At 43.3% G+C, this 13,604-nt stretch carries 13 protein-coding genes and 2 tRNA genes; 7 read left to right on the plus strand and 8 right to left on the minus strand.

Going from position 1 to position 13,604, the window contains the following annotated elements:
- The first annotated feature begins 94 nt into the window (after positions 1-94).
- A complete protein-coding gene (locus AB4307_RS15510) occupies positions 95-1,354 on the plus strand; it encodes an adenylosuccinate synthase (protein ID WP_017059182.1) in 1,260 nt (419 codons plus the stop codon).
- 131 nt (positions 1,355-1,485) lie between these two features.
- Here AB4307_RS15510 and AB4307_RS15515 read toward each other — a convergent pair.
- Positions 1,486-1,560: transfer RNA gene (locus AB4307_RS15515), tRNA-Val, on the minus strand.
- A 70-nt stretch (positions 1,561-1,630) separates the two neighbouring features.
- Positions 1,631-1,707 (minus strand) — tRNA-Val (locus AB4307_RS15520).
- 757 nt (positions 1,708-2,464) lie between these two features.
- On the opposite strand from AB4307_RS15520, the gene AB4307_RS15525 reads away from it, so the two are divergent.
- Positions 2,465-3,472, plus strand: coding sequence for a porin (locus AB4307_RS15525; protein WP_372132381.1), 1,008 nt, complete (start codon positions 2,465-2,467; stop codon positions 3,470-3,472).
- 127 nt (positions 3,473-3,599) lie between these two features.
- Here the strand turns inward: AB4307_RS15525 and AB4307_RS15530 are convergent, their stop codons facing one another.
- On the minus strand, positions 3,600-4,259 hold the full coding sequence (locus AB4307_RS15530; RefSeq protein ID WP_017065541.1) for a DUF2726 domain-containing protein: 660 nt from the start codon (positions 4,257-4,259) through the stop codon (positions 3,600-3,602).
- Between the two features lie 273 nt (positions 4,260-4,532).
- Between AB4307_RS15530 and AB4307_RS15535 the strand changes: the two genes are divergently transcribed.
- Entirely contained in the window at positions 4,533-4,718 is a 186-nt protein-coding gene (locus AB4307_RS15535) for a hypothetical protein (protein WP_017059179.1), read from the plus strand.
- 135 nt (positions 4,719-4,853) lie between these two features.
- Here AB4307_RS15535 and AB4307_RS15540 read toward each other — a convergent pair whose 3' ends face one another.
- Positions 4,854-6,812 carry a tetratricopeptide repeat-containing diguanylate cyclase gene (locus AB4307_RS15540; RefSeq protein WP_372132383.1) on the minus strand — a complete coding sequence of 653 codons (1,959 nt, stop codon included), beginning with the start codon at positions 6,810-6,812 and terminating at the stop codon, positions 4,854-4,856.
- Positions 6,813-7,073: 261 nt separating this feature from the next.
- On the opposite strand from AB4307_RS15540, the gene AB4307_RS15545 reads away from it, so the two are divergent.
- Positions 7,074-8,180: a M20/M25/M40 family metallo-hydrolase gene (locus AB4307_RS15545; protein ID WP_372132386.1), complete on the plus strand. Its 1,107-nt coding sequence runs from the start codon at positions 7,074-7,076 to the stop codon at positions 8,178-8,180.
- A gap of 108 nt (positions 8,181-8,288) precedes the next feature.
- Here the strand turns inward: AB4307_RS15545 and AB4307_RS15550 are convergent, their stop codons facing one another.
- Both AB4307_RS15550 and AB4307_RS15555 read right to left on the minus strand, forming a co-directional pair.
- Entirely contained in the window at positions 8,289-8,711 is a 423-nt protein-coding gene (locus AB4307_RS15550) for a DUF3859 domain-containing protein (protein WP_017065538.1), read from the minus strand.
- Positions 8,712-8,785: 74 nt separating this feature from the next.
- Positions 8,786-9,154: an ATP-binding protein gene (locus AB4307_RS15555; protein ID WP_102398481.1), complete on the minus strand. Its 369-nt coding sequence runs from the start codon at positions 9,152-9,154 to the stop codon at positions 8,786-8,788.
- 275 nt (positions 9,155-9,429) lie between these two features.
- Here AB4307_RS15555 and metA point away from each other — a divergent pair, with 275 nt between their 5' ends.
- Positions 9,430-10,371: a homoserine O-acetyltransferase MetA gene (metA, locus tag AB4307_RS15560; RefSeq protein ID WP_017059174.1), complete on the plus strand. Its 942-nt coding sequence runs from the start codon at positions 9,430-9,432 to the stop codon at positions 10,369-10,371.
- Positions 10,372-10,539: 168 nt separating this feature from the next.
- The gene (pilW, locus tag AB4307_RS15565) at positions 10,540-11,307 is read left to right on the plus strand and encodes a type IV pilus biogenesis/stability protein PilW (RefSeq protein WP_372122253.1); all 768 of its coding nucleotides are present in this window, start codon (positions 10,540-10,542) and stop codon (positions 11,305-11,307) included.
- A gap of 88 nt (positions 11,308-11,395) precedes the next feature.
- Here pilW and rlmF read toward each other — a convergent pair whose 3' ends face one another.
- Both rlmF and AB4307_RS15575 read right to left on the minus strand, forming a co-directional pair.
- Positions 11,396-12,718 carry a 23S rRNA (adenine(1618)-N(6))-methyltransferase RlmF gene (gene rlmF, locus AB4307_RS15570; protein ID WP_017068287.1) on the minus strand — a complete coding sequence of 441 codons (1,323 nt, stop codon included), beginning with the start codon at positions 12,716-12,718 and terminating at the stop codon, positions 11,396-11,398.
- A gap of 4 nt (positions 12,719-12,722) precedes the next feature.
- Positions 12,723-13,220 (minus strand): YgjP-like metallopeptidase domain-containing protein, encoded by a 498-nt coding sequence (locus AB4307_RS15575; RefSeq protein WP_004734935.1) that lies wholly within the window; start codon positions 13,218-13,220, stop codon positions 12,723-12,725.
- Between the two features lie 137 nt (positions 13,221-13,357).
- Between AB4307_RS15575 and AB4307_RS15580 the strand changes: the two genes are divergently transcribed.
- Positions 13,358-13,594: a glutaredoxin family protein gene (locus AB4307_RS15580; protein WP_016786183.1), complete on the plus strand. Its 237-nt coding sequence runs from the start codon at positions 13,358-13,360 to the stop codon at positions 13,592-13,594.
- Positions 13,595-13,604: the final 10 nt, after the last annotated feature.

Consider the following 13,604-nt stretch of genomic DNA (forward strand, 5'->3'; position numbering starts at 1 on the left):
ATATGAAATCCTTATCAAGATAATAAAGATAATTAATTTCTCTTATCCACCTTGTAGGCCTAACATGATTCCTCAATCAGTTAGGAGAAAAATTATGCCATCTATCGTTGTTGTGGGCGCAAACTGGGGTGATGAAGGCAAAGGCCGCATCGTCGATTTTTTAGCAGACCAAGCTTCTGCTAGCATTCGTTTCCAAGGCGGAAACAATGCAGGTCATACTGTGGTAAATGACTTCGGTACATTCAAACTGCACCAACTACCTAGTGGTATTTTTAATCCTAATTGTACGGCGGTTCTTGGCCCTGGCATGGTGATCAGCCCTGCTGCGCTAACTGAAGAGATTGCAGAAGTTCAAGAGGCTGGCATCAAAGTGAAAATGGCGATCTCAGATCGTGCGACACTGTGTCTCCCTTTACATGCTCTTGAAGATACGCTTGAAGAAGAGCGTTTGGGCGATGGCGCTTACGGCTCTACACGTCAAGGCATTGCACCAGCGTACGGCGATCGTGTAATGAAGAAAGGCATTCTTGTCGGTTGGCTGAATCAACCTGAAATTTTAGAGCAGCGTATTCAATTCCTACTTGATTGGAAGATGCCTCAGCTTAAAGCGCTCTACCCTCAATGTGACTTCTCCCAGACTGCTTCTGAAATGACAGAATGGCTACTTGAAGTAACTAAAGCGTGGCGCCCGTTCATCTGCAACGTAACTGAGCCGCTTAAAGCGCTGCAATCACAAGACGCAAACCTACTGTTTGAAGCTCAGTTAGGCGCAGGTCGCGACCTTGTCTACGGTGAATACCCTTGGACAACATCTTCGAATGTAACCGCAGCTTATGCTGGCATTGGTAGCGGTTTACCTGCACTTCGTCCTGAACGTGTTATCGCTGTTGCTAAATCATTCAGCTCGTCTGTTGGTACTGGCACGCTAGTAACTGCAATGGAAGAACAAGACAGCTTCCGCGAAAGCTCTAACGAATACGGCGCAACTACGGGTCGACCACGTGATATGGGTTACTTTGATGCAGTGGCAACTCGCAACGGTGTTGACCTGCAAGCTGCAACGGAAATCGCACTGACTAAGATTGATTGCCTGTCTGGTTTGTCTGAGCTTAAGATCTGTACTGCTTACTCAGGAGAGCACACAGAGAACCCGATTTGGCCACAAACGGCTGAGCTAAAGCCCGTATATGAAGATATGGCTGGCTGGGATGAAGACATCACGGGTTGCCGCACGTTTGAGAGCCTTCCTCAAGCAGCACAAGATTACGTTACTCGTATCGAAGAGTTAATGGGTGTTCCAATCGTGATGGTATCGGTAGGTCCTGAGCGCGAGCAAATGATCATTCGAGCTTAGCTTAGAAGACGACAAGATCTACATCAAAGCCCACATTCAGTGGACTTTTTTGATTGTTCATAAAGAACGAGATAAACCAAGGAATTACAGACACAAAAAAGCCCACACTAGGTGGGCTCTTCCGTATAATGTGGTGCGCTACTGGACTCGAACCAGTGACACCTTGCATGTCATGCAAGTACTCTAACCAACTGAGCTAAGCGGGCAATGTTCTAATTTCTTATTACTACCATTGTGACAAACTCAATAGTTATGCAATAAAAACTAAAGAAGGAATGGTGCGTCCGAGTGAACTCGAATCACCGACCCCCGCCATGTCAAGGCGGTACTCTAACCAACTGAGCTACGGACGCATTCCCTTAGAACGCCAACGATGATATCCATGATAAACAGATGGTGCAAGTATTAACTGGCATCTTGCGATTCGTTTGCTCACTTTGCAATCAAAGACATAACAACATGTCGATTTTACACCCAGATTATCGTCAAACCGCTGAAAAACAAAGTTTAGTTAGAAAAATTCTAATCCTTGATGACAACCAATTAACTAACCTAATGTGTTCAATTTGGGATTTTTGTTATCTATACCGTTTTTCTTGGCCTTTACAGTAACCATACAGGTATAGATCAATGCCTATATTTAGTGTCAAAAATTTTGCTTGCCCACTGGGTTACCGTAGTATTTTGATCATTATAAGTGAAAGGCACGCAGAGGCTTTGTAACTCACTGAAATACATCATTCATAAAAATCACCACGATTTTGTAATCGTCGTCATCGAATTACTAGGCCGCAATGACTAAATTCGGATTTTTCATATAAAGTGGCCGGGTTATTACCAACATACATAAATACGATAGCACTCTATAGTCGAAAAACATCAGCTACAATTAATCTCCCTCAAGAGCAACAATCTATAAGCAATTCAAAACCCACCCCCACACATCATAGCTATTTTGAATACATACAGCACAGTAATACATAATGAAATTTGCATAATGGTAAAGCGCGCCTATATTCATAGCCTGTAGGAATCAATAATCTAAATTCAATGCTATACGTGAATTTATGGTTTGCGATAAATACAAGTGTGAAAAATAGGGAATAAATTATGAAAAAATCACATATCGCCATTGCAGTGGTGAGCATACTATCGACATCTGCCGTATCGGCGGCGACCATTTATGAGACAGATGAAACAGTATTCAATATCGGCGGCCGCGCAGAAGTTCGAGGGAATTTCTCTGATGCGAATAAAAGTGCTGGTAATAGTAGCACCTATAGTGATAGATCACGTGTCCGCTTAAGTGTCGATGGCACACAAAAAGCGTCGGACGATGTTTCCTTTTTTGGGAAATATGAATTCGAACTAACAGAGTCTGAAGATGGCGCATCAGATGATATCGGCATTAACACTCGATTCTTATATACGGGTGTTCAAACCAATCACGGTAACGTCTATTATGGCCACCAAAATAATGCCGTTACCTACTTAACCGATTGGACGGATATGGCTGAAACCTTCAGCGGCTATATCAATGAATACACGGTGTCGACTGCTGATCGAGCAAAAAACGTCTTACGTTATGAACTGACAAGCGACAACATCACCTTTCAAATTGATGGCAATTTCAATTCAGATAGTGAATCAGCACAAAGTGACGGCTTCGGTGCAGTTGTCGCCGGCAGCACTTCGATTGGGTTAGATATTGGCGTCGGTTATGCGTCAAGTGATGAAACCTATGGCGTTGGGACAGAAACTTCTGATGCCTATATTGGTGCGGTTAAGTACACCAACGATCAGGGGGTTTGGTTCGCCGCACTCTATCAATTTGGTAGTATTTCAGGTCTAGACGTAAAAGATTCAGACTACGATTCTGCCGATGCTTACTTGGGATACTCGTTTGGTGTCAACACCGTCAACCTGACCTACAGCTACTTTGAAGCTGACGATATTGCAGATTACGACATTAACTTTATCGGTCTAGAATACGCACGTTATATTGGCGATGTGGCCTTCTTTGGTAGTTATAAGTTTAACATGTTAGACGAGGGCGAAGGTGGGCAAGGCGATAACGACGAAGATGAGCTACAGCTCGGTATGCGTTACGCGTTTTAGTCTAAACCAATCCACTTAATATTAGTAAAGCCGAGCATAATCAATGCTCGGCTTTTTAGTTTGTATAACTTATTCGTATCTAAGCGATTGAATCGAGTCCAACCGGATGCATTACTATCGATACCAACTATTCTTCAACATCGAATACAACGTTGTAGTTTTCGGTATAGGTGCAGTTTGGCTGGCGGCTACAAGTGAAGAAGCGTCGGCCTTTGTAATCGCCTTGGCTTGCCAGTTTGATGATCATTGGGCTACCACACTTCTTACAAAATCGCACTTCTTTTGATGGCTCGATTAAATCGATGTGTGCTGCCAGTAACCTCTTCAAACGGCTCACTTGGTAGCTGTGTTTAATAGATGCACCAATCAGAGGTAAACCTGCCGATTTACACACGTGAATTAGTAGCTTTTCGCGATCGACTTTCCCTTTATTGAGCTCTTTGCCGTTATCAAGTTCGATAATAACGCGGGGCTCTAGCGTTCGCGGGTCGCAAACAACAAAGTCGAAGTAACTACGTGAGATCTTGTTGTTGGCGATAAACCAATTCTTCTTATTGTTCGTCTTAGCAGGAACAAGTACGTTCGACATGCTGACTTTAGCAAACACTTCCCCATGGTTGCCCACAGCTGATTTTAGCGCATTATAGAATGTCGCCTGTTGCGCCGACATCAACGCGCCTTTCTTCTGATAAGCGTGGTCTTTGGTGTCATCGTGTTTCACCACATACTTTTGAATAAAGTAAAAGAACACAACCAGAACAATTACAACGATAAAGATATTAGTCATTTTCCAGCACAATCAAGTCTGTATAGGGATTAAGAGAGTAGCTAGCGTATGTAGAAAAGCATCACCTGGCAAGCAAAAGAGCGAGAGTTGCCAACCAGAATCACGACCTTTGAGCGCAGTGCCCAACGAGAGGTCGCTCCTTCGCTAGACACACCTCTCTTATTTTGATAATTAAATCATCAATTACACTCTAGATTGATTTAGATCAATTTACCTGGATTTGTGATCAACTAGTCTGAAAAACGTTAGGCAAATGTTAATAAGGAAATTGATATGGAACTTAAACAAGACCCAAGATGTTATACCGACGTATGTGTAGATGGTAAATGGTTCCACTATGACCACTGCGGAACCCAAGCCTACATGTTAAAGGGAGGAGCTTCGGCTGTGATTGAACTCGCTAGCGAACCAGCGACAGAAGGCGAATTGGTTGAAATGCTTCAAGGTGTCGCTAAGTAACCCACCAAGCCAAATCACAGTATGAATTAAGCGAATAAGAGTAAATAGCCGTATTAGTTCAGATAAGCACTCTTATTCGCTTAGTTATTGAAGTTCAGGTTTCTTGATTGCAGGGGATTAACTAAGTTTAGGAACTCAAATGATAACGACTTTATTGCGCCCTGACTGCTTAGCTTGATACAAAGCATCGTCTGCCGATTTCAAGTGTTTCTTATAGGTACGGCTATTCAACTGTTGCTCCGTTAGATGAGTCGTCGCACCAATCGATGTGGTTAATTCTAATGGGCCAGAATGCGTTTCAATCGCTCGGTCAGCGATCGCTTGTCTTATCAGTTCAAGCTCTTTATTAGGATCTTGATTCCCAGCCAGCAACAAAACAAACTCTTCCCCACCCCATCTTGCCACTACATCGTTTGTTGATAAGATTTTCTCTAAACGCTTAGCGACTTCCACCAGCACTTGGTCACCAATATCATGCCCATAAGTGTCATTAACTTGTTTGAAGCGGTCTAAATCTAGAATAGCGAGCGTATACCCAAACGACGACAAATGATGTGGCATCGGCTGAGTTAACCGTTGCTCTAAGTAACGCCTATTGTATAAGCCTGTCAGTTCGCATCTTGTTGATTGCTTAAGTAGTTCTTTGTTGGTCTTCTGGATCGAGCGTAACCTTATCAATAGTAACGTGGCGCTTATCATCACCATGATACCCAAAGCGACGACGATTCGATTCCGTAATTGCTGCTTATCTAATGTCAGCTCACCCAACTCTTTTTCTGCGTTAAGCAGTTCGTTTTCTTGAGCTAATGATGCCGTAGCGAAATCTTGCTCGAGTAAAAAGATATCACTCTGGCGCTTATCAAATAGCAGCGCTTTATTACCCTTGTAATAGAGCTTGAAGTAGCGAAGTGCGTTCTCGCTGTCGCCTCTCGAATCATAGTATTCAGCAAGTGTTCTTAAGCCGAGGACCTTCCAGCTGCGAGTCCCCACAACATCGAACATTGCAGACGATCGCTTTAGATCAGCAAAAACAAAATTATCTCGGTTCAAACCAATGTTCGCTAAGGCTCTATTTAGGTAACACTGCCCCAATTGAAGTGTGTATTTGTCCACGCCTGGGTATCTAAGACACAAGTTTGCGACTTGTCGTGCTGACTCAAAGTTCTTTTCCGCCAACAACACATCACTCTCTGCTTTTAATAGGATGATTTTGTATCGTTCACTCACGTTATCGCCATTTAGCTTAGCCGCACTTTGATATGCTTCTCGGCCTTTGACTAAATCACCACTGCGCAGATAAGCAAAAGACTCATTCACATGCAGCACGCCGATGGTAGACGCTTCGAGTAGTCCACTCTTGTAATAGAGCTTTTTGGCTCTTTTAATCAGCTTGAGCGCTTTAGGCCAGTCTTCCAAATAGATATAAAGCAGTGCCATATTTGACACTAACTTGCTGTTGTAGATGTGATGAGGGTACTTCTTACCAAGGTCTAAACCTTTATGGAAAAAGTATTGAGCTTCAGGAAAGTCATTGCGGATGTTATTGATGACACCAGCCGTGTTATAGGCCTTAATCAACAACTCTTCATAGTGAAGCGATTCTGCGATATCTATCGCTGCTCTGATTTGGATTTCAGATTCCGCTAGCTCACCCTTACTGATGTATTCAATCGCCAATTCAACGAGAGATTGGGCCTTTAGCCAACCCATATGTTCGTGTTGTGCGAGTGCTTTAATCTGCCTGACGTATTCGGAAACCGCTTCGGTATCCAACTTATGTTGCGCGAGGTTGGAGAAAATCATCAATTCGTAAGCACGATAGATGGCTTTATCTTGGTCTGGGAACTTGGCTTGGAGAGCCTCAAGTTGTTGGGAAGCTAAATTAGGGTCACCGCGAGATACATCGAGAATATCGATCAACGCAGATCCATATTGAGAGAGTGATAACTCTTTCTCTGGACTATAAACACTCGGGTTTTCAGGGCGAATATGCTTTAAATCGTCGTCATAAGTTGGATAGAGCAAATACAGCCCCAGCACAATACTCATCAGCACCACGAAAAGGAATGAACCTAACACATTGTTTCTATTCATTTATCAGGGCCATTATTGATTGAATTCCAATTTTGTTGACGTTTTTTTAAGAGCGGTCAAACATTATACCCGACAGATATACAGATTAAAATCCTGCGCACTGGTGGATCTGAATTGGGTTTTTCTCATTAATTAGAATAATCAGGCAACTTTCTTGATTTAACTCAGACAATCATCTACCTCATTGGCGTTATAGTGATTTTCCTGTTCCTACCTCCGCGGCTTCTTTTTGAACAAGCGGAAGCATAATGAGAATTAACAATGACCCAAATTAATGAACAACGTCTTGTAGAACATTTCTGCGATCTAGTGAAAATTGATAGTGAATCTCGTAACGAAAAAGCGATTGCTGAAGCTTTGGCTGAGCAACTCGGTGAACTAGGTTTTGAAGTTCACAAACTGGCGGTTCCTGAAGAAGTATCTAACGGTTTCAACATCTACGCTCGTCTAGATGGCACTCTTCCAGGTAGCACAGTGTTCAGCTGCCACATGGACACAGTAACGCCAGGCATCGGCATTGAGCCAATCATCGAAGACGGTATCATCCGTTCAAAAGGCAACACAATTCTAGGTGGTGACGACAAGTCTGGTATCGCAGCTATCATGGAAGCGGTTCGTTGCATCAAAGCAGAAGGCCAAGAGCACAAAACTATCGAGATTGCGTTTACTGTATTCGAAGAAGGCGGTCTGTTCGGCTCTTTGAACTTCGATATGTCTTACATTCAATCTGAGCACGCAATCGTACTTGATACAGGCGGCCCAATTGGCACCATCGTAAACGCAGCGCCTGGCCAACAGAAGATTGTTGCTAAAATCAAAGGTCGCCCTGCTCACGCTGGCTTAGCACCAGAAGAAGGCATCAGCGCAATTCAGGTTGCTGCAGACGCAATCACTAAGATGAACCTACTTCGTATCGATGAAGAAACGACAGCAAACGTTGGTATTGTTGAAGGTGGTCAAGCGACTAACATCGTAATGCCAGAGCTTAAAGTCGTGGCTGAAGCACGTTCTTTAAACGGCGAAAAGCTAACGGCTCAAGTTGAACATATGATCTCTACATTCCAAAAAAGTGCTAAGCAGTTCGGCGCTGAAGTAGAAATCGAATCAACTCGTGCTTACGATGCATTCGTTATTGCAGACGATCATCCGCACATTCTTTCTATCAAATCGGCGTTTGAGAAGCTTGGCGTCACAGCGAACACTAAACGCACTGGCGGCGGTAGCGATGCAAACAACTTCAACGCAAAAGGCCTGACAACAGTTAACCTTTCTACTGGTATGGCGAAAGTTCACACCACTGAAGAGTACATTGCAGTGAAAGACATGGTCGCAATCACTGAGTTTGTTGTGGCTTACGTAACGCAATAATCGAATCCATTAGTTGGGTAGTCACTTCTATCTAGCACAATGAAAAAAGCCGAGACATCAACACGATGCTCGGCTTTTTGCTATTTAGGTGAACATAGAAGGTCGAATCTAAAACCCTCTACGCTTCCAGAATTGGCCTTCGTCTTTTGCTACGAGGTCGAATGTCTTATCAGCAATAATGTTGCCTTTTAGCTCAACCGTCATGCGCCATTTACCTAACTTGTTCGAGACAGGTGCCCAGATAGTGTCACCTAAGTAGAAATCCCAGTCATTGTTGCCGACATACTCTTCACCATCGAACGGTTCGAGCACTTCACCTTTGTCTGTGGTGATGTTTGGGTGATAAATGCAGTAACGAATCTTTTCGCCTTTGGCTTTCTTGATATTCAAGATATAGCCAAATTCCACATCGATTTCGGCATCAACGGTAGTGGTGAACTTTTGGATTTTTGGAAGATCTTTAGATTTGGAATCCCATGTGGAATAGATACCATAAGAAGTCATGTCGACCACAACAGAGCGCTTTGCCATTTCAATCGTTACCTTGAAGTTGTTCTATTAATTTGATTCAATTTTCCATTCAGCCAAGCTGGATAAGCACGAGGCTATTCTTGCCAGTCTTTCGCCATACGTTTAATCACCGACGGCTCAATGTCGTGAATCGTGCCATATTGCTCTCGGCAGACTTCGATAATTAATTCTGCTTTATATTTGCGTGCAAGTTGGCGGTAGGCTTTCATTTCCCAATGCTTAATAAAGGTATTTGAAACCACCACATCAAGCCCTTGCTTTAAGCCGTTTCCCGCCGTGTTTTGACACCACTCATGAGCTTGTTGCAGTTGCCTAGGATCAAAATGGTACTCACCTTGCTCATTCACATAATACATATCGGCTTCGACATGCAATGCATCGTAGGTTTTTGCTTTTGTTGATTTGCCAGAACCGGGCAACCCTCGAATGAGTATTAACTTCATCTGTCACTTTACAGGCCAATTCGAAAACATGAGTTTATCGTAAATAGTAAAGAGTTGCTCTGATAACTGCCTCTGCTCAGCATCCGAAAACCAACTACTTAAACACGACTCAGATAATCACTGAATACAATGAGACTCCCCTCGAAGTGCGGGGATTGCTTCTGATAGAAAACACAAATAATTTACATCTAGCCATTTTGCATATCGACAAGCGTACCAAACTACTATAGATTTAGATGTATAGACGTCTACATATCTAGCTTAGGGAGAAAGCTGTGCCTATTCGCATTCCAGACCAATTGCCAGCATCCGATGTTCTTCGTGAAGAAAACATCTTCGTTATGCCGTTATCAAGAGCATCGACACAGGAAATTCGTCCACTTCGAGTCTTGATCCTCAACCTAATGCCGAAGAAGATTGAAACTGAAACTCAATTTTTACGCCTACTATCGAACAGCCCATTGCAAGTTGATGTAGAGCTGCTGCGCATTGATGATCGACCAAGTAAAAACACACCGACTGAACACCTTGATAACTTCTATCGCCAATTTGAAATGGTCAAAGGAAGAAACTTTGATGGATTGATCATCACTGGTGCGCCGCTTGGCTTGGTTCAATTTGAAGATGTTATCTACTGGGACCATCTGAAAACCATCATGGAATGGGCAAACAAGCACGTTACTTCAACTCTATACGTGTGTTGGGCGGCTCAGGCTGGTTTGAAGTTATTATATGATTTGCCAAAACGCACTCGTAAAGAGAAGCTGTCTGGTGTTTATAACCACGAGATACATAACCCATACCACCCTATTTTACGTGGCTTCGACGATACATTCTTAGCTCCGCACTCTCGCTATGCGGACTTCTCTCAAGAGTACTTAGCGGAACATACTGACCTTGATGTTCTTGCAACTTCTGATGTTGCAGGCGTATACCTAGCAGCAACCAAAGATAAGCGAAACGTGTTTGTAACGGGTCACCCTGAGTACGACTCTCACACACTTCACAATGAGTACATTCGAGATTTGGGTGAAGGCATGGAGCCTGTGATACCAATCAACTACTACCCGAATAACAATCCAGACAACAAACCGGTTGCAAGCTGGCGCAGCCACGGACACTTGTTGTTCTCAAACTGGCTAAACTACTGCGTTTACCAACAAACGCCTTACGATCTGGATCATTTCAGCGAAGACAACTTTACCAAAGACGATTAAGTTCTTTCTTCCGATTCACAAACACATAAACCGTGTTCAGTATGTTGTTGATAAAACGACGAATTGGACGCGGTTTTTTTATGGTGTGTGGGTCGCATTCCATGATAGATTTACGACTTCAATGGGTTTGATTTCATATGATGGGTTGGTGTTCATAAGGAGCTTCACATGCCTGCCAAGCCATCATTTTCAAATCCGATTTCGTTGTCCCGCCCTCTTTCGTTATCAAGTGTGGTACTACTTGCCTCGCTTTCCTTGGCCGGTTGTGTCTCTGTCACTGAAGGACCGCCAAAGATTGAAAGTGATCCTATCGCGATGTCTGAATCTCGAATCGAATTAGGTTTGGGCTATATGGGACAAGGCAATATGGTGAGAGCGCGTGAAAACCTTGAGCTCGCGATTAAACACGCACCTAGCTACTACCGTGCTCGGCTTTCAATGGCGCATTACTACGAACAAGTGGGTGAAGTAGATGAAGCGAGAACCACTTACCGTAAAGCACTCAGTCTTGATTCAAGAAACGGCAATGTATTGAACAACTACGGTACCTTCTTGTGTAAACAGGGCGAATACGAGCAAGCTGATAAGTACTTTAATCGCGCTATCGATCAACCTTACTACTACTTGGTATCTGCAAGTTATGAAAATGCCGCGTTTTGCGCATTTAAGGCTGGCAATACGGACCAAGCGAAGTACTACTTTAGCAGAGCAATTGACCACGATCCAAACCGCGTGAAATCGATACTGCAGCTTTCAAAGATTGAAGTGAGTGACGCCGATTACAATGAAGCTCGACTCCGTTTATTCAAATTCCACCAGCGTTATGGCTATCAAATTCCATCACTTAAAATCTTGGTCGATCTCGAAAATAAAGCAGGCAACAGAGCTCTAGAGCAGAAATATCAGAGTAAGTTAGATGAGTTGCTTTCTGCTTAGCGTATAGGTAAAACACAAAAAACGGGCTTGTTGCGTTAACAACAAGCCCGTCCGTATTTCAGCTTAATAACTTAACTAAGTGCAGCCGCTATTTTAGCGCAATCCACTCTTGTCTTTGCTCATCGTCCATAAAGGTCCATGCGATAAAGCGACTTACCTTCTGGCCTTGTGACATCTCGACGACTTTTACTTGTTTCGCTCGCAGCTTGCCCAGTTCTGAACGAACCATATCGACGTTGTCTTTCTTAGAAATCAATGTCGTAAACCACAAAACTTGAGTAGCAAAAAGTTGACTCTCTCTTGCCATCTTCATAATGAAAGCGGCTTCACCACCTGGGCACCAAAGCTCGGCTTTTTGACCACCAAAGTTTAAGGTTGGTTTAGCTTGCTTAGTTGATTTATCTAACTTAACTGGCTTCTTGTTCGTTTCAGGCTTGAATGACTGACCGGCTTTCTTAGCACGGTTCGCCGCTAGATTATCCAGTTTACGTTGTGACCCCTTTTCAGCCTCTTCAAGAGAGCTGTGGAATGGAGGATTACAAATAGTGACATCGTAACGTTCATTATCCTTAATCACGCCCTTAAAGATAGATTCAGAGTCAGCTTGTAGGCGAGCGCGGATCTTACCTTTTAGATTAGGGTTGCTTTCCGCTATGAAGTTCGCTGTTTTGATGGAGACTGAATCAACATCTGTCCCTGTACAACGCCACTTATACTCTGTCGCACCAATGATTGGGTAGATACAGTTTGCACCGACACCAATATCTAATGCTTTCACAGACGCGTGGTTATAGGGTTCACCTTGGCCATCGCTATTAAGGATGTCGGCCACTCTGTGAATGTAGTCTGCACGACCAGGAATTGGCGGGCACAAGTAACCAGCAGGAATATCCCAATGTTTAACGCCATAGTGATGCGCCAACAAAGCTTTGTTGAGTAGCTTAACGGCCAATGGATCAGAGAAATTAATGGTGTCTTCGCCAACCGGATTCTTGATCAGATGCTCTTTTAGCTCAGGCAAGGCTGCAACTAGTAACTCGAAGTTATAGCGGCCAGTGTGCTGGTTTCTTGGGTGTAATCCACCTTGAGGTTTTTCAGCCGAGCGTCTTTTCTGAGCTGCGTTCTTGTTAAAAGCCGTTTTATTGAAAGAACCCTTATTCGATGATCCTTTATTTGCACCCTGCTTCCCTTTACTGTCTTTTGCAAAAGGTCGCTTTGCTTTGTTATTGCCCGCGCCTTTAGGTGCGCTATTCTTGCGGCTTTTATCAGATGTGTTCTTTGTAGAAATACGCTTGTCGCTGCTTGGCTTAGCTGTACTTGGCTTAACATCAGCTTGGTTGTCTTTTGTTTTTGCTGATGAAGTGCTGTTTTTCGACAGGCTTAGCGTCGTTCTATTTTGTGATTGGCTCATTGGGCTACTTCTTTAAATCTAAATACATCATGAATAAACGGGCATCCAACTCAAGTTGATGATATTCCGGCTCCATGTGACAGCATAGTTGGTAAAAGGCTTTGTCGTGCTCTTTCTCTTTGATATGCGCCAGTTCGTGTACCACCAGCATTCTTAGCAAAGGTTCTGGTGCATTTTTAAAAACACTGGCGATACGAATTTCATTCTTTGATTTGATCTTTCCACCGTGATTCTTAGCAACGTAAGAATGCAGACCTAACGCATTATTGATTAGGTGTATCTTGCCGTCGTAAATCACTTTGCTGATCGGTGGTGTTTTTTTCATGTAGCGATTTTTTATCTCAATCGCATAGTCAAACAGGGCTTTCTCGCTTTTTATTTCATGATTCTTTGGGTAGCGAGCTTCAAACCAAGGCACCAATTTACCCGACTCTACAAGTTGAGTAACAGGATCAAGAATGTGCTTAGGATAGCCTTGAATATAGCGTAAAGAAGGATGCATGCTGAAAGACCGTACAAGTTACACCACGACAATACGTTGTGGTCTTGAAAATTGAGCCGCATAGTGTAACTGATCACACTTTTCTAATCACCTAGGATTCGTTACACTTTAGCGAGATTCACCAAGAGAATGAAAAAATGAAACGTGTTGTATTGTACGTCGCAGACAAATGCCCGCACTGTAAAGATGCCCAAAGGTATTTAGACTCTAAGAAAATTGTTTACCGCCTGACGAATGCAAAGATGCAGCGTGGTCGTAAAGAATTACAAGCGATGGGTGCTCGTTCTATCCCCGTGCTTAAGATCGGCGATCAAGTGATGGTCGGCTGGAATCAGAAGAACTTCGATAAGATGTATAACTCAAAGAACACCTAACGTGCTCTGA

Origin of the sequence: Vibrio sp. 10N.261.52.C2, assembly GCF_041471425.1 — a bacterium.
Lineage (GTDB): Bacteria > Pseudomonadota > Gammaproteobacteria > Enterobacterales > Vibrionaceae > Vibrio > Vibrio crassostreae_C.